Consider the following 14908-nt stretch of genomic DNA (forward strand, 5'->3'; position numbering starts at 1 on the left):
GTCGAGGGCGTGGACAGGGATACGAACCGCTCGTTACTGTTCGATCATCACGAGCAAAGGTGGGTCTTCATGAGGGACGGTGCCAAGCTGAACCGCAAACCGGTCTGGCGCTGGATACTGATCTTCGGGACCTACTTTTTCGTCTCGGTTTTCCTGGATGACTGGATCGCCGACCAGTTCAAAGCATCCATGCAGGCTCTCGTGGCAATCGGTGGATACTGGTTGTCCAACCTGGCGGTGGGGCTGCTGACCGGCACGGTCTGCTACGTCATCTACTCGGTCCACAGCCGGAAACTCGCTGATCAGTTGGTGAACGGGGATCCTGAGCCTCTGCCGGACCATCTCGATTATGTGACCCAGGCTCAGCCCGGTCTCTGGTTCAGCTGGTTCACAGGCCTGCTCTTTTGGGCGGTCGGGCTGGTCATGTTGTTCCACTGGTACCCGGCCGCGTGGATCTTCGCGCCGATTGTCGGGACCACGATCATCGCCTCGGGGCTGAAAAGCATGAACAACGCCCGCATGATGGACGCTCAGCGGGGAGGGAACCCCGGCAGTGCTAAGGGCCTGCCGGGTTCCTAATCAAAGTCCCGCCGTAATTGGCCCCTCCCTATTAGAGAGCGGACCGGATGTCGCAGAACCGCCGTTGGCGGATTCCGCCTGTCTGCTCCTTCAGTGGGACCAGTCGAATTCAATCCTGGTTCTCCTCGCGCTCGGCCATTTTCCGGCGCGTATATTCGCGACGGGTGTAGGTGGCTTCGCGGATGTCGCTTTCTTTGTCGAAATTGGACCCCATGGCTCCGCCCATCATGCCCAGTGCGGAGGCGAGCCAGGCTATATCCAGATAGTCCAAGAGGTTCACCGGGTGGCCGATGTCGCCTGCCAAGTACTCCGCATCGACCACTGCCAAGGTCACGGCAAACAGGATGGCCCACAAAACCAGGTACATGGAGGCAACGCCGATTCCCACGGTGAGGACTGTTGCCGCGTTGTCCAAGCCGCTGCGTATTCGGCCACCCGCCGACTCTGAAGAGACCCATAGCCCGTTGTGAACGATGAGCCAGGTGGCGAAGGCGGCCACCACGAACACGCTGATCGCTGCCATTCGAGGGGTGGTGAGCGCATCCGACATGTTCCAGATGGACGCGTAGAAAATGCCGAAGCCACCGGTGGCCACGGCGGTCGCGACCGAACTGGACAGGGCCGGCAGCAATCGCATGGGCCGATTACTTCGAACCATGCCCGCCAGAAGACGAGGACGGCTGAAAGCGCCTCGGAGGATGATTTCGTAGTTCTCCTCATCCCCTTCTCGCTGAACCTTCTGCCAGTTCCGACGGCTGAATCCGCGGGGATAGCCCGTGGTGTATTTGCCCGGCGACTCCTCCGCCATGGCAATGACCAGTTCAGTGAGCACCCTGCGCGCCCTGGATTTCACGTGCACCGCTCCCAGGGCAGGGAGGGAAAGCAACGTGGCATTGCCGGTGACATCGACCTCACACACTAGTGAGTTGTTGTCCAAGGAACGCGGAAGGTCGGTCAGATAGACCATGTAGTCCCAACCGTGGGCATCTCTGAGACCTGGCGCCCGATCGAGCAAGTGGATTTCGTTCTGCTCGGTCAACGGCAGGGTATCCCGGCTGACTTCCACCGACCACTCAACGGAATCCGCCTGCGTCAGCTGGTTCAGATCCCGATTCACCAGTGAGACAACTGACCGAGCAACTGCTTCAGGGAGGCCTGGGTCGGCCATGAGACCAACCGTCAATGTTTTCTGAGGCACTCGTTAAGTATGGGACACGCAGAAGCGTGAGGGCGACCACCGCAAGTCAAAGGACGCTGAGATGCTCAGCGACCTGGCTATTCAGACTCGGCTGTAACTTAATACCCGGGACACCGGCGCTCCCAGAGCAAGAAAAATCCCCGTTCGACCCAGTCGAACGGGGATTTTCATCCTGTGCGCGAGGGGGGACTTGAACCCCCACCCTCTAATACGAGGACTAGCACCTCAAGCTAGCGCGTCTGCCTATTCCGCCACCCGCGCAAGTGTCACGACTACGAATCGAGGACTCGAAAGACCTCACGTGGCCGTTGGCAACGAGAAGTAACTTACCACAGATGAGAGCCAGACTCGAAAACATCGCAGGCCCCCGGAAAGCAGTGTGCCGCCCGCCCGTTTTCACGGACAGGCGGCACAGCTGCAGCACAGGTAATTTACTTGCCGGCCTGGGCCAGGAAATCCTCGGCGCCACCCACGAGTTCCACGTGGCCGGTCTCGACGTCTGCGGAGACCATCTTGGCGATCTCCTGAGCAAACTCGTTGACCGAGTAGAGCTTGCCGGCGGATTCACGGCGCTGCTCGAGCGCGCCCGGGCGGGCACGGTTGAGCAGCGTGGCGGTCACGGTGCCTTCGATCATGTCCGCGGAGACGACCACGAAGCTCACACCCTGCTCGGCCATTTCGGGCACTCGAGCGGTCAGTGTGTCCTCGCCGGCGCGCTTGGACTTGGCCACGGCCTCGTACTCGGGCATGGTTTCCACGTCGTTGATGAAGTGCGCCTGGTGGCTGGTCACGAACACCACGCGGCCGCCCTCGGGCAGAACTTTGAGTCCCTCGGTCAGGGCATCGTTTTGAGCGTCCCGGTTCAGGCGCAGCGCGTAATCCTCGCCCATGTCGGATTCCATGCCGCCGGAGGCGTTGAGGATCAGGATGTCCACGCCGCCGAACTCGTCCACACCGGCCTGCAACAGGCCACGCAGCGACTCCACATCGGTCATATCGGCCTGGACCGCAATGGCTTTGCCGCCGGCCTCGGTGATTTCCTTGACCACCTTGTTGGCGCGGGGGGCCTTCTGGCGATAGTTGACGACGACGTTCGCGCCCTCCCCTGCCAGAATCTTGGCGGTGTCTGCGCCCACCCCTCGCGAGGAACCCGTAATAACTACGGTTTTGCCTGCCACTGAGCTCATGCGGTTCTCCTTTGTCACGCTGCGCTGTTGAAGACTGTCTTGGGAGTCAGTGTCCCATGACCAAGCCGCCGTCCACAGGGATGACAGCGCCGGAAATGTAGGCGGCGTCGTCGGAGGCAATCCAACGAACGGCCTTGGCGATCTCCTCGGGCTTACCGAAGCGGCTGGCCGGGATCATGGACAGATACTCGGCCTTGACCTCATCACTCAGGGCGTCGGTCATGGCGGTGTCGATGTAACCGGGGGCCACCACGTTGGCGGTCACCCCGCGGGCACCGAGCTCACGAGTGATGGCGCGAGCCATGCCCACCATTCCGGCCTTGGAGGATGCGTAGTTGACCTGGCCCGGCGCACCGGTGAAACCGACCACGGAAGAGATCAGGACAATGCGGCCCTTCTTCAGGCGCATGAAGCCCTTGGTGGCGCGCTGCACCACGCGGAACGCGCCGGTGAGGTTCGTGTCGATGACATCCTGGAAGTCTGCTTCCTTCATGCGCAGCAGCAGTGTGTCCTTGGTGACACCTGCATTGGCCACCAGCACCTCCACGGGGCCGTACTTCTCTTCGATCTGCTTGAACGCGGTGTCCACCGAGGCGGAATCGGTGACGTCCGCTTGGACGGTGAAAGCGCCGTCGGGCCCATCATCGCCGGAACGGGAGGTGACCACCACGTTGTCGCCCGCGGCCACGAACGCCTCGGCAATGGCGCGACCGATACCTCGGTTACCTCCCGTGACCAGAACGGTGCGGGCGCCTTCGGTGTTGGGCTGATCAGCCATGGTGAACCTTTCATCGACAGGACGGCGCGGCATGGGCAACGCCGGATAACAATCTAATAACGAACTGACAAGCCATCCTAGCCGGACACCCACAGATCTCGGCCCAGCCACTTGGGGAGTTAGTACAACGGTGAGACAATTAACGGAAGCGCCCAGCGCGCTCCCCGGAACCCGTGGCACCATGTTGCGTCTGGGATTTCCGGCCACTGACTTCCAAGGATCTGTTCACATGTCACGCACGCACACGCATACGCGAGACACCACCGGAGTTCACTCGATTACTTCGGCGGCGGGCCCCCACACGCAGGACATGTCCCACCGCATGAAGGTGTATGCCCTGCAACAGGGTTTGCGCATCGTGTGCATTATTGGCGTGGTGGTGATCGACATCCTGTGGGTGCGCATCCTGCTGTGCATCGGTGCGGCTGTGCTCCCTTGGATCGCCGTGATGATGGCCAACCGCGGTGCAGACCGGTCCGAACGCACCAGCACGTACTACCGCCCGCCCCAGCGCACCGAACTACCGACCACCGCCGAGACCCAGGCGAAGCCCGAGAACCCGGAGACCGTGGTGGTGGACGGCGAATACCGCACCCATGAACCGCCCAAGGCCATCACGTATAAACGAATGGGCACATCACGCAATTAAGCCCCGGCCACCGTCCGAGCACCGAACGTCAGTCACACCAAGGAGTAATGGCACCGTGGAATTTGATCTGCTGGGTTCCCTGAGTCCCAACGGGGGCTCCCCGAAACCGGCCAAGGACTCCACGGAACATCCCGAAGTTCCCCAGTGCTCCCGCCGCGGCTGTGGCCGCGACGCCCAATGGCAACTGCTCTGGAACAACCCCAAGGTGCACACGCCCGACCGCCGTAAAGTGTGGCTCGCATGCGATGACCACCGCGAATACCTGAGCGATTTTTTGACCCAGCGTGATTTCCTCAAGGCCACCGAGCCGTTCAAAGCCTCGGAGGACCAGGTCTGATGCGCAAGTACTCGTTCCTCTTCTCCGGCGCCTGGATCGGCTGGTTCCTCATGTGCGTGGTCGCGGCCATCGTGTGCGCGTTCCTCGCTCAGTGGCAGATGTCCCGCAACGATTACTTGGTCGTGGAAAACGACAAGATCGAGAACAACTACGACGCTCCCCCGCTCAGCCCCGCCGAGGGTCTCCCCTTGTTCGAGGACTATGACGAGACCCAGACCTGGCAGCCGGTGACCTTGGAAGGGCAATATCTGCCTCAGGACACCACGCTCGTCCGCAACCGCCCGCAGGACGGTCGCGTGGGGTACGAAGTGCTCGTTCCCTTCCGCGCCGATGACGGCCGCACGGTGGTCATCAACCGCGGTTGGGTGCCCACCGGCGACGGCGCCAACGGCATGCCGGGTCTGATCCCCCAGCCTCCTTCAGGTGACGTGACGGCCACGGTCCGCTTGCGTCCGGGTGAAGTGTCCGTGGACCGCGGTGCACCGGAAGGCCAAATCGCGTCCATCGACCTTGGACTGCTCGAGGAGCAACTGGATTACCCGATAGCCACGGGCGGTTACGGATTGCTGGCCTCGGAAGACCCGCCCGCCGCTGAACGACCGGCGGCCCCGGCCAAGCCCGAAATCAATTACGGACCGCACCTTTCCTACTCCCTGCAGTGGTATGCGTTCGCGTTCCTGGTCTTCGTGGCCTTCGGTTACGCAGCCCGCCAGCACGTGCGCAACGAGGAATGGGACCGCGCCTACTCGGCAGAGGTCGAACGCAAGCTGGCGCAGTACTACGACGCCGAGGGCAACTACACCGGCGACGTGGACGAGGAACTGATCATCCGCGAGCTTCAGATGGCCGACGACATGCCCGCCCACCTCAAGTCTCTGTACCGGCCCAAGAAGAACCGCCGAAACAACGCCGTGACCAACGAAGACGAAGAGGACGCCCTGTTGGACGCCCTCGAGTCCCAGCGACGGAGCTGAGCTAGGCCGCGGTCGAACCCTGGCCACTTTCGACCCCTCGGTGATCAAAATGCCCTGGTCAGCGGGCCATCTCGCCGCTATCCCCAGAACCGGTCCCCCGCTTCCAACGCAGCCCTAGGCCAGCGAGATCAGGTCCTGGTACTCCTGGCTCCACAGGTCTTCAATGCCGTCCGGCAGCATGACCACGCGCTCCGGCTCGAGTGCTTCCACGGCACCCTCATCGTGGGACACCAGAACCACGGCACCCTCGTAGTTGTGCAGCGCGTTGAGGATCTCGCGGCGCGAGGCCGGGTCGAGGTTGTTAGTGGGCTCGTCGAGCAGCAGCACGTTCGCCGACGACGCCACCAGAGTTGCCAACGCCAGTCGCGTCTTCTCGCCACCGGAGAGCACCCCGGCGGGCTTGTCCACGTCGTCGCCCTGGAACAGGAACGAACCCAGAATGGTGCGCACCTGGGTGTCCTGGAGCTCCGGAGCCGCGGTCTTCATGTTTTCCAACACGGTGCGGCTGGTGTCCAGTGTGTCGTGCTCCTGGGCGAAGTAACCCAGCTTGAGGCCGTGGCCGGCAATGACCTCGCCGGTGTCCGGTTCGGCCTGGCCGGCCAGCATGCGCAGCAGCGTGGTCTTACCGGCACCGTTGAGACCGAGGACCACCACGCGGGAACCGCGGTCGATGGCCAGATCCACGTCCGTGAAGATTTCCAGCGAACCGTAGGACTTGGACAGCCCCTCCGCGGTGAGCGGGGTCTTGCCGCAGTCGGCGGGCTTGGGGAACCGGATTGCAGCCACCTTGTCCTGTTGGCGCTCGCCTTCGAGCCCGGACATGAGGCGCTCGGCGCGGCGAATCATCTGCTGAGCCGCCACGGCCTTGGTGGCCTTGGCGCGCATCTTATTTGCCTGGTCCATGAGGGCCCCGGCCTTCTTCTCCGCGTTCTGGCGCTCACGCTTACGACGGGCCTCATCCTGCTCGCGCTGCTGCAGGTAATTCTTCCACGACATGTTGTACACGTCGATCACGCAGCGGTTGGCGTCCAGGTACAGCACCTTGTTGACCACCATGTTCATGAGCTCCACGTCGTGGGAAATCATGAGCACGCCGCCCTGATAGTTCTTGAGGAAGTCGCGCAGCCACACGATGGAGTCGTGATCCAAGTGGTTGGTGGGCTCGTCCAGGAGCATAATGTCCGCGTCCGAGAACAGGATGCGCGCCAGCTCCACACGACGGCGCTGACCACCGGACAGCGTGTGCAGCGGTTGTCCGAGCACTCGCTCGGGAAGGTTCAAGTTGCTCGTGATGGTGGCCGCCTCAGACTCGGCAGCGTAACCGCCACCGGCGAGGAACTCGGCCTCGAGCCGATCGTAACGGCGCATGGCCTTGGAGCGCACGGCGTCGTCCTCGGAGGCCATGTCCTGCTCGGTCTGACGCAATTTGGACACCACGCCGGCCAGGTTTCGAGCGGAAAAAATACGATCACGGGCCAGCTGGTCCATGTCATCGACCTTGGGGTCCTGGGGCAGGTAGCCGATGGTGCCCGAACGGCTCACATCACCGGCGGCCGGTAGGGCCTGGCCCGCGAGGACCTTGGTCATGGTGGTCTTGCCCGCTCCGTTACGGCCCACCAGGCCGACCTTGTCCCCGCGATCCACCCGGAAATTCACTTCGTCCATGAGCAAGCGAGCCCCGGCGCGCAATTCGAGGTTTGTAACGGTGATCAAGAGGGAGTGGCCTTTCCAAAGACAAGAGGGGGCAAACGAGATGCCCCGAACCTGCGGGGCACCGACCCAGTCTAGCGGCGGTAGCCCGCAGGCTGAACTAGACTCCGTGAACATGAGCAAAACCACAGGTACCCCCCGGAAAATCAACTCCTTCGACCTGGCTAACATCGCAGTTTTCGCCGCGCTGACCAGTGTTCTGGCGTTGGCCCCGGCCATCCCCGTGGGCGCTCTCGGGGTACCCATCACGTTGCAGACCCTCGCCGTGTTCCTGACCGGCATGATCCTGGGTGGCTGGCGCGCTTTCCTGGCCATCGTGCTGTACGTGGTGGTTGGTCTGCTGGGCGTTCCAATCTTCGCCGGTTTCGTGGGCGGGCCCGGTGTGCTGGCCGGCCCGTCGGTCGGGTACCTGCTCTCCTTCCCCTTCGCCGCTGCCCTGGTCGGGTTCTTGGCCCACCGTTCCGTGCGGGAGGAACGCGTACGACGCCGCTCCGGCTCCACCTCCGCCACGCCCGACAAACGCCGTGGGCTGGGCATCAAATTGTTCCTGGCTGGCGTGGCAGGCCTGATCTTGTCCCACGTGCTGGGTGTCATCGGCATGATGCTGGTGGGCGGACTGAGCCTCAACGCTGCGGTGATTACGGATCTGGCGTTCATCCCCGGTGATCTGATCAAGGCCGCGGCTGCTGCGCTGATCGCCGTGGCCGTGCACCGTGCCTTCCCGCGCATGGCCGGAGCTGTTCTCTAATACATGGCTCGTCAGTCCGGATCTTCTCGCTACGACCCTTTGGTGCCCGAAGCGTCCCCGGGGTCGCTCTACTGCGCCAACGTGACCCTTACCGTGGACTCCCCCACGGGCCCCTTCACGGTGCTGGACCGTGTCAGTTGTGAGTTCAGGGAGCCGCGCACCGCGGTGATCGGGCTCAACGGCTCCGGTAAGTCCACGCTGCTGCGGTTGTTCAACGCACTGGTGGTGCCGCAATCCGGGGTGGTTCGGGTCAACAGCATCGACCCGGTGGCGTTCCCCCGGGAAGCTCGCGCGGCAGTGGGTTTCGTATTCACGGACCCCGCATCGCAGATCCTCATGCCCACCCCGATCGAGGACATCGAACTGTCCCTGCGCCGCCGAGTGCCCGATCGGCGGGAACGCACCGAGAAGGCGCGTGAATGGTTAGTCCGGATGGGGCTGGAGCACCGTGCCCACCACAGCGTGTTCGATCTCTCCGGTGGTGAACGGCAACTCGTGGCACTGTCCGCAGTGCTGGCCGCCGAGCCACAAGTGCTCATCCTGGACGAGCCCACCACCCTTTTGGATCTGCGCAATCAGCTCAAACTCATCGACCTGCTCGACAACCTGGGCCAACAGCAGTTGATCAGCACCCATGATCTGGACCTGGCCGCCACCGCCCAGCACGTGGCCGTCGTGCACGAGAGCCAGATCATTGCCCAGGGTCCGCCCGCCGAAATGATTCCCCAGTACAAGAATTGGTGTGCCAACGGCTTTCCGGATTGGCAGTCCCTATGAGCCGCAAGGTACGCCGCGACGATCTCCTGGGGACCTTCGTCCCCGGGCGATCCCTGTTGCACCGCTGTCCCCTGGCTCTGAAGGCCGTCCTGATCCTGGGACTCTGCATTACCGTGATGCTCATTCGCGACTGGCAGTTCTCGCTGACGGTTCTGGCGCTCGCGGCTTTGGCCTCCGTGGTAAGCGGGCTGGGACTGCACCGCTGGGCGGCGTCGTTGCGGCCGCTGCTGTTCCTGGTGATTCTGCTGGGCGGCTACCACCTGATCTTCAACGGACCGGCACGAGCCGCTTCGATCGTGTTGTCCCTGCTCGCGGTCGTCAGTCTCTCGCGATTGCTCATCAGCACCACGCCGCTCCCCCGGCTTATCGACGGCCTGGTGTGGCTGTGCACCCCGCTGTCGTGGTTCGGCGTCAACACCGAGCGCATTGGCCTGGCCGTCTCGCTTATGATTCGCTCGGTCCCCTGGTTGTTCGGTTGCCTGGGCGAACTGCGCGATGCCGCCACCGCCCGCACCATCCGGGCCAACCCCGTCCGACTAGTCACCCCCGCGACCATCGCCACGGTGAACTATGCACACCAGACCGGTGAGGCGCTCGCGGCCCGCGGGTTGGACTGAGCGAGACGCCGTAGGGCGGCCCCGTCAGCGCTAGGCATTTGATATCGCCACGATTGCTCTCTGGCCAGACAGAAGCTCGACCGACGAGTAGCGCCACGAGGCCCGACTTTCTGCTGCGTGTCGTTCGGTACCCGCCGTAACAAGGATCGCCAGCGACGTCGTAAATTCTCAACACGCGACACGACCCGAAACGAACGACTGCGACTTATGCTTCCCTCATGAGTTTCAATGACAACTCGCGACTCGATACGTCGCAGGTAGGGTCCGGCGGCGGACGCGGAGGTCGCGGTGTGGCGGTCGGTGGTGGCCTGGGCGGCATCATTTTGCTGGTCGTCGCGGGTTTGCTGTTCGGGCAGGACGGCATCGACATGGTGACCGGTGGTGGCCAGCAGCAACAGCAGCAGGGATCGATCACCAGCGTGGAGGAACAGGACCGTGAGCTGGCCGAACGCTGCCAGACCGGTGCCGACGCCGATCGCTACGACGACTGCCGTCAGATCGCCACCGTCAACTCCCTCAACGAATTCTGGGGCTCCTACTACCCCGAGGCCACGGGTGAACGATATGCACGCCCCGGCGTGATGCTCTACGAAGGCGTGGAGCAGTCCGGTTGCGGCCAGGCCTCTGCCGCGGTGGGCCCGTTTTATTGCCCGGCCGACACCTCCGTGTATCTGGACGTGGGATTCTTCGACCAGATGCGTGAGAGTTTCGGTGCCAGCGCCAACGCCCTGGCGCAGGAATACGTGATGGCGCACGAGGTTGGCCACCATATCCAGAACTTGCAGGGCAACTTGGGTATCGCTCAGCAGGACCCGCAGGGTGCCGACTCCGGTGCCGTGCGCGTAGAACTGCAGGCCGACTGCTACGCCGGCATGTGGGCCCACCATGCGTCCCAGCCCGGTGGCAGCGTGAGCCTGGAACCGATCACTCAGGAACAGCTCGCCGACGCCCTCAATGCGGCAGAGGCCATCGGCGACGACCGGATCCAGGAAACCACTCAGGGCCGCGCCAACCCCGAGTCCTTCACCCACGGATCCTCCGCGCAACGCCAGGCCTGGTTCCTGACGGGCTATCAGACCGGTGACATCAAGCAGTGCGATACCTTCCGCGCTCGCAATCTGGACCGCCCGGCGGGGCTGCAGAGCTAGCGCGCTCCCTCCGTAGGTCATTCGACCCCATCTCAGCCAGCTGGGCCGCGCTCATACCGTCTCATGTGAGGGAAATGCAGTGGAGCAGTCTCAGGGGAGGCAAATGTGAGATCAGCGCCGATTCTGTGCAGGTTCCTCACCTCACGCTTCGTAGCTGCGTTTGCCTCCCCTGAGACTTCGCCCCTCGAAGGCCCCCTCTCACGCCTCACTACGCCACCACGGGTGCTTCAGAGTGGAGCTTCTGAAGCCGGCAGCGTCTGCCGCGCCGATCAGTCGAGGTCAGTCCAAGAGGGCACGTTCGTCCGGAGAGTTATTCAGCCACGGCGCCCGCATGCAGTGGGGTCCGAGGTCCGCGATGGACCCGGCACCCATGAGCAGCATGTTGGTGCGGATCTGCTTCTCCAGCAACTCGATCACACGGGACACACCCTGCTGCCCACCGGCCATCAGGCCGTAGAGGTAGGCCCGGCCGATCAACACGAAGTCCGCACCGGCGCACAAAGCCGCCACCACGTCAGTGCCGGACATGATGCCCGAATCCAGGATCAGCGGCACCCCCGGACCCACTTCGGCGCGGATCTCCGGCAGACTCGTCAGGGTTACGGGTGCCCGGTCCAGCTGGCGGCCGCCGTGATTGGAGACGATCAGCCCGTCGGCTCCCACGCTCATGGCGCGGCGGGCGTCCTCCGCGGTGAGAATTCCCTTGACGAACAGCTCGCCCTCCCACTCCTCGCGGATCCACGCGAGGTCCTCCAGCGATAGGCTGGGATCGAACATCTTGCCGATCAGCTCCGCCACCATGTGGGACGTGTCCGCCAGGGACGCGAACTTCAGAGAGTCCGTGGTCAGGAAGTTGAACCACCATTCGGGCCGGTAGGACGCATCCAGCACGGTCTTGGGCGTCAGTTTGGGTGGGATGCTCATGCCGTTGCGGTCATCGCGCAGGCGATTGCCGGGTACGGGAGTGTCCACGGTGACGATCAGGTTGGTGTACCCGGCGGCCTTCGCCCGAACAATGAGTTCGCGGGAGGCCTCGTGGTCGCGCCACAGGTACAGCTGGAACCAGCGAGCGGCATCCGGAGCGGCGTCACGGACCTCTTCGATCGAGCGGGTGCCCATGGTCGAGAGTGAGAACGGAATGCCCGCCTCGGCCGCTGCCCTCACTCCCCCGATCTCCCCCTCGCTATGCATGAATCGGGTGAACCCGGTCGGTGCGATTCCGAACGGCAAAGTGCTGCGGTATCCGGCGATTTCGGTCGACAAATCCGCTTCCGCGGTGCCGTGCAGAATCTTGGGCAGCAGCTCCATGGATTCAAAGGCCTCGCGGCTGCGCTTGTAGGTCAGTTCCAGACCGGCCGCACCGTCCACGTAGTCGAACGCGGGCTTGGGGGTACGACGCCGCGCAATCGCCCTGAGTGCCTCGATATCGGCTGCCTTCGCGAGCCGGGCGGCCCTGCGGTCCGGATTGAACTTACCGAACTGCATGAGCGGCTTGAGTTCGGACAATTGGGGTAGGTGCCGTTCCACGGACACGTCCTCTCCTAGATCACGTCTTTGAATCCGAACCTAACACCGGCGGGGTCGAGAGGCAGGAAAGGAAGCGTGCGGCGTCGTCGTTGAAAGAACCAAAAGCCCGGGCACGCGAAAGGGCGCGAGGTCAATGACCCCGCGCCCTTGCGCTGCTGAGAACCGGACTAGATGTTGAAGCCCAAAGCGCGCATCTGATCGCGCCCGTCCTCGGTGATCCGCTCGGGACCCCACGGCGGCATCCAGACCCAGTTCACGTGCCACTCGTCGATGATGGTTCCCAGGTTCTGAGAAACCTGTTCCTCAATCACGTCCTGCAGCGGGCACGCTGCCGTGGTCAGGGTCATGTCCAGGCGCAACGAATTGTCGTCCTGGTAGACCAGGCCGTACAACAGGCCCAGGTCAACAATGTTGACGCCCAATTCGGGGTCAATCACGTTCTCCAACGCGGTCTTGACCTCGGTCAAAGACGGCTGCCCGTTGGGGCCCGGCGCCTCGGCGGACAATGTTTCTTCGGTGGTTTCGCTCATCTGGAACCCTCCTCAAGCGAAGTGGTGAAAGGCAGGTTACTTGGCCACGCTCATGTAGCGGTCGTAACCTTCTTCTTCAAGACGATCAGCCAACTCGGGGCCACCCTCGTCCACAATGCGGCCATCCGCGAAGACGTGCACGAACTGCGGCTTGATGTAGCGCAGGATGCGGGTGTAGTGGGTGATCAGCATGATGCCGGTGTTCTGCTCTTCCAGCGCACGGTTCACGCCTTCCGACACGACCTTGAGCGCGTCCACGTCAAGACCGGAGTCGGTCTCGTCCAGCAGAGCGATCTTGGGGCGCAGCAGTTCCAGCTGAAGGATCTCGTGGCGCTTCTTCTCGCCACCGGAGAAGCCCTCGTTGACGTTGCGCTGGATCATGGCCGGATCAATCTTGAGCTTCTCCATGGAAGCCTTCATGTCCTTGGTCCAGGTGCGCAGCGAGGGAGCCTCGCCGTCGATCGCGGTCTTGGCGGAACGCAGGAAGTTCGAGGTGGTCACACCGGGGATCTCGACCGGGTACTGCATGGCCAGGAACAGGCCGGCGCGGGCGCGCTCGTCCACGGACATTTCCAGAACGTCCTGACCATCCAAGGTCACCGAGCCGGAATCGACCTGGAACTTGGGGTGGCCGGCAATGGTGGAAGCCAGAGTGGACTTACCGGAACCGTTGGGGCCCATGATCGCGTGCACTTCACCGGAATTGATGGTGAGATTCACGCCCTTGAGGATGGGCTTGGTGGTCTCGTCGTCCAGGATGACGGACGCGTGGAGGTCCTTGATCTCCAGTACAGACATGTGGTGATTCTCCTTGGGTAAAAGTGTGTAAGGGCGGTCTACGAGTTAGTTCTCGTGACGCGCGAGCTCTTCTTCAACGCTGTTGCGCAGCTGTTCCTCGATGGACTCCACACCGATCTGCTGGATGATCTCGAACAGGAAGCCACGAACCACCAGGCGGCGGGCGTCTTCCTCCGGGATACCGCGAGACATCAGGTAGTAGAGGTGCTCATCGTCCAGCTGACCCGTGGTGGATGCGTGACCGGCACCGGCGATCAGGCCGGTTTCGATCTCCAGGTTGGGAACGGAGTCCATGCGGGGTCCGTCGTTCAGGATCAGGTTGCGGTTGAGCTCGTAGGTGTCGGTGCCCTCGGCCTCGGCGCGGATCAGGACATCGCCCACCCACACGCCGTGCGCGTTCTCGCCCTGCAGAGCGGACTTGTAGGTCACGCGGGAGCGGCAACGCGGCTGCGAGTGATCGACGAACAAACGCGACTCGAGGTGCTGGCCCTCGTCCACGAAGGTCAAGCCGTACATCTCCACGTTGCCACCCTGGGCGGCAAAGCGGGTCGACGGCGTGACGCGCACCAGATCGCCACCCAGGGAGATCAGCACGTGCTTGAACGAACCATCGCGCTGGATGGTGGCCAGCTGAGCGGAAGCGTGCACCGAGTTGTCGTCCCATTCCTGGATCGACACCACGGTCAGCTTGGAGCCCTCGCCCACCTGGAACTCAACGTTCTGGGACAGCACGGCCTGGCCGCGGTGTCGCAACACCACCAGGGCGCTGGAGTTGGCTCCGGTCTCGATCACGATGTGCTGAGCTGCCGGGTCCATGGATGAACCGTTGATGTCGACCAGCAGGGGCTGATCGGCCTCGACGTTGGCCGGAACGGAAATGACGGTGGCTTCCTTGAAAGCGCTCCACGCGTTGGCGGAGACACGATCCTCGGGGATGCCCGCCTTACCGATGCGAGCGTCGTCGCGCCCCACGGTGGTCACGGTGACCTGACCCTCGCCCGAGACAACCTCGACGGCGGGTGCGGCACCGTTCAGCTCAGCCTCGTCCAAGCCCTTGAGGCGCTTGAGCGGGGTGAACCGCCAGTCCTCGAACTTGGGGGTGAGCTTGGGGAACTCTTCCACCTTGTAGGAAGTGAAACGGCCCGCACGCGAGGAATCGGGAACACCGGAGATGTCACCGTGCTGGGTGTGCCGGATCTCCGGCTCACCGGCCTGGTTACGGCCCTCCTGGAGAACCTCACCTTCCTGGCTCATGCCCGGAATGGCAACGCGATCCTCACCCGTGGGGACACCGTCCACCTTGTCGGCGGTTTCTTTACCGTGTCGTACGGTCTGGTCGGTTGTGGACATA

16 protein-coding genes and 1 tRNA gene are annotated in these 14908 nt (G+C 63.1%); 8 read left to right on the top strand and 9 right to left on the bottom strand.

What is annotated here, in order from left to right; translation table 11 throughout:
• The first annotated feature begins 69 nt into the window (after window positions 1-69).
• Window positions 70-579: a hypothetical protein gene (locus ABD283_RS07770; RefSeq protein ID WP_344224405.1), complete on the top strand. Its 510-nt coding sequence runs from the start codon at window positions 70-72 to the stop codon at window positions 577-579.
• Between the two features lie 109 nt (window positions 580-688).
• On the opposite strand, the gene ABD283_RS07775 is transcribed toward ABD283_RS07770, so the two are convergent.
• From ABD283_RS07775 to ABD283_RS07790, 4 genes are all read right to left on the bottom strand, one after another.
• Window positions 689-1777, bottom strand: coding sequence for a hypothetical protein (locus ABD283_RS07775; RefSeq protein WP_344224406.1), 1089 nt, complete (start codon window positions 1775-1777; stop codon window positions 689-691).
• Window positions 1778-1952: 175 nt separating this feature from the next.
• Window positions 1953-2038, bottom strand: a tRNA-Leu gene (locus ABD283_RS07780).
• A 170-nt stretch (window positions 2039-2208) separates the two neighbouring features.
• Complete coding sequence (locus ABD283_RS07785; protein WP_095797891.1) at window positions 2209-2964, bottom strand: SDR family oxidoreductase; 756 nt, start codon at window positions 2962-2964, stop codon at window positions 2209-2211.
• Window positions 2965-3010: 46 nt separating this feature from the next.
• Window positions 3011-3742 carry a beta-ketoacyl-ACP reductase gene (locus tag ABD283_RS07790; RefSeq protein WP_344224407.1) on the bottom strand — a complete coding sequence of 244 codons (732 nt, stop codon included), beginning with the start codon at window positions 3740-3742 and terminating at the stop codon, window positions 3011-3013.
• A 229-nt stretch (window positions 3743-3971) separates the two neighbouring features.
• On the opposite strand from ABD283_RS07790, the gene ABD283_RS07795 reads away from it, so the two are divergent.
• The 3 genes from ABD283_RS07795 to ABD283_RS07805 are packed head-to-tail and all read left to right on the top strand — an operon-like array spanning window position 3972 to window position 5702.
• On the top strand, window positions 3972-4391 hold the full coding sequence (locus tag ABD283_RS07795) for a DUF3099 domain-containing protein (protein WP_016998127.1): 420 nt from the start codon (window positions 3972-3974) through the stop codon (window positions 4389-4391).
• A gap of 55 nt (window positions 4392-4446) precedes the next feature.
• Complete coding sequence (locus ABD283_RS07800) at window positions 4447-4728, top strand: hypothetical protein (RefSeq protein ID WP_202976165.1); 282 nt, start codon at window positions 4447-4449, stop codon at window positions 4726-4728.
• Complete coding sequence (locus ABD283_RS07805) at window positions 4728-5702, top strand: SURF1 family cytochrome oxidase biogenesis protein (RefSeq protein WP_344224409.1); 975 nt, start codon at window positions 4728-4730, stop codon at window positions 5700-5702. Before ABD283_RS07800 ends, ABD283_RS07805 begins: the two co-directional genes overlap by 1 nt.
• Before the next feature lie 114 nt (window positions 5703-5816).
• Here the strand turns inward: ABD283_RS07805 and ABD283_RS07810 are convergent, their stop codons facing one another.
• Window positions 5817-7415: an ABC-F family ATP-binding cassette domain-containing protein gene (locus ABD283_RS07810; protein ID WP_344224410.1), complete on the bottom strand. Its 1599-nt coding sequence runs from the start codon at window positions 7413-7415 to the stop codon at window positions 5817-5819.
• A gap of 112 nt (window positions 7416-7527) precedes the next feature.
• Here ABD283_RS07810 and ABD283_RS07815 point away from each other — a divergent pair, with 112 nt between their 5' ends.
• From ABD283_RS07815 to ypfJ, 4 genes are all read left to right on the top strand, one after another.
• Window positions 7528-8160, top strand: a complete 633-nt coding sequence (locus tag ABD283_RS07815) for a biotin transporter BioY (RefSeq protein WP_344224411.1) — start codon at window positions 7528-7530, stop codon at window positions 8158-8160.
• A 3-nt stretch (window positions 8161-8163) separates the two neighbouring features.
• The gene (locus ABD283_RS07820; RefSeq protein ID WP_344224412.1) at window positions 8164-8937 is read left to right on the top strand and encodes an energy-coupling factor ABC transporter ATP-binding protein; all 774 of its coding nucleotides are present in this window, start codon (window positions 8164-8166) and stop codon (window positions 8935-8937) included.
• The gene (locus tag ABD283_RS07825; protein WP_344224414.1) at window positions 8934-9554 is read left to right on the top strand and encodes an energy-coupling factor transporter transmembrane component T family protein; all 621 of its coding nucleotides are present in this window, start codon (window positions 8934-8936) and stop codon (window positions 9552-9554) included. Before ABD283_RS07820 ends, ABD283_RS07825 begins: the two co-directional genes overlap by 4 nt.
• A 218-nt stretch (window positions 9555-9772) precedes the next feature.
• The gene (gene ypfJ / locus ABD283_RS07830; RefSeq protein WP_344224415.1) at window positions 9773-10702 is read left to right on the top strand and encodes a KPN_02809 family neutral zinc metallopeptidase; all 930 of its coding nucleotides are present in this window, start codon (window positions 9773-9775) and stop codon (window positions 10700-10702) included.
• 279 nt (window positions 10703-10981) lie between these two features.
• Here ypfJ and ABD283_RS07835 read toward each other — a convergent pair whose 3' ends face one another.
• The 4 genes from ABD283_RS07835 to sufD form a co-directional block, all read right to left on the bottom strand.
• Window positions 10982-12229, bottom strand: a complete 1248-nt coding sequence (locus tag ABD283_RS07835) for an alpha-hydroxy acid oxidase (protein ID WP_344224527.1) — start codon at window positions 12227-12229, stop codon at window positions 10982-10984.
• A 167-nt stretch (window positions 12230-12396) separates the two neighbouring features.
• Window positions 12397-12759, bottom strand: a complete 363-nt coding sequence (locus ABD283_RS07840; RefSeq protein ID WP_344224416.1) for a metal-sulfur cluster assembly factor — start codon at window positions 12757-12759, stop codon at window positions 12397-12399.
• Between the two features lie 36 nt (window positions 12760-12795).
• Window positions 12796-13557 (bottom strand): Fe-S cluster assembly ATPase SufC, encoded by a 762-nt coding sequence (gene sufC / locus ABD283_RS07845; RefSeq protein ID WP_344224417.1) that lies wholly within the window; start codon window positions 13555-13557, stop codon window positions 12796-12798.
• A 45-nt stretch (window positions 13558-13602) separates the two neighbouring features.
• Window positions 13603-14907, bottom strand: coding sequence for a Fe-S cluster assembly protein SufD (sufD, locus tag ABD283_RS07850; protein ID WP_344224418.1), 1305 nt, complete (start codon window positions 14905-14907; stop codon window positions 13603-13605).
• Window position 14908 lies beyond the last annotated feature (1 nt).

Source organism: Kocuria atrinae (assembly GCF_039531425.1).
Lineage (GTDB): Bacteria > Actinomycetota > Actinomycetes > Actinomycetales > Micrococcaceae > Kocuria > Kocuria atrinae.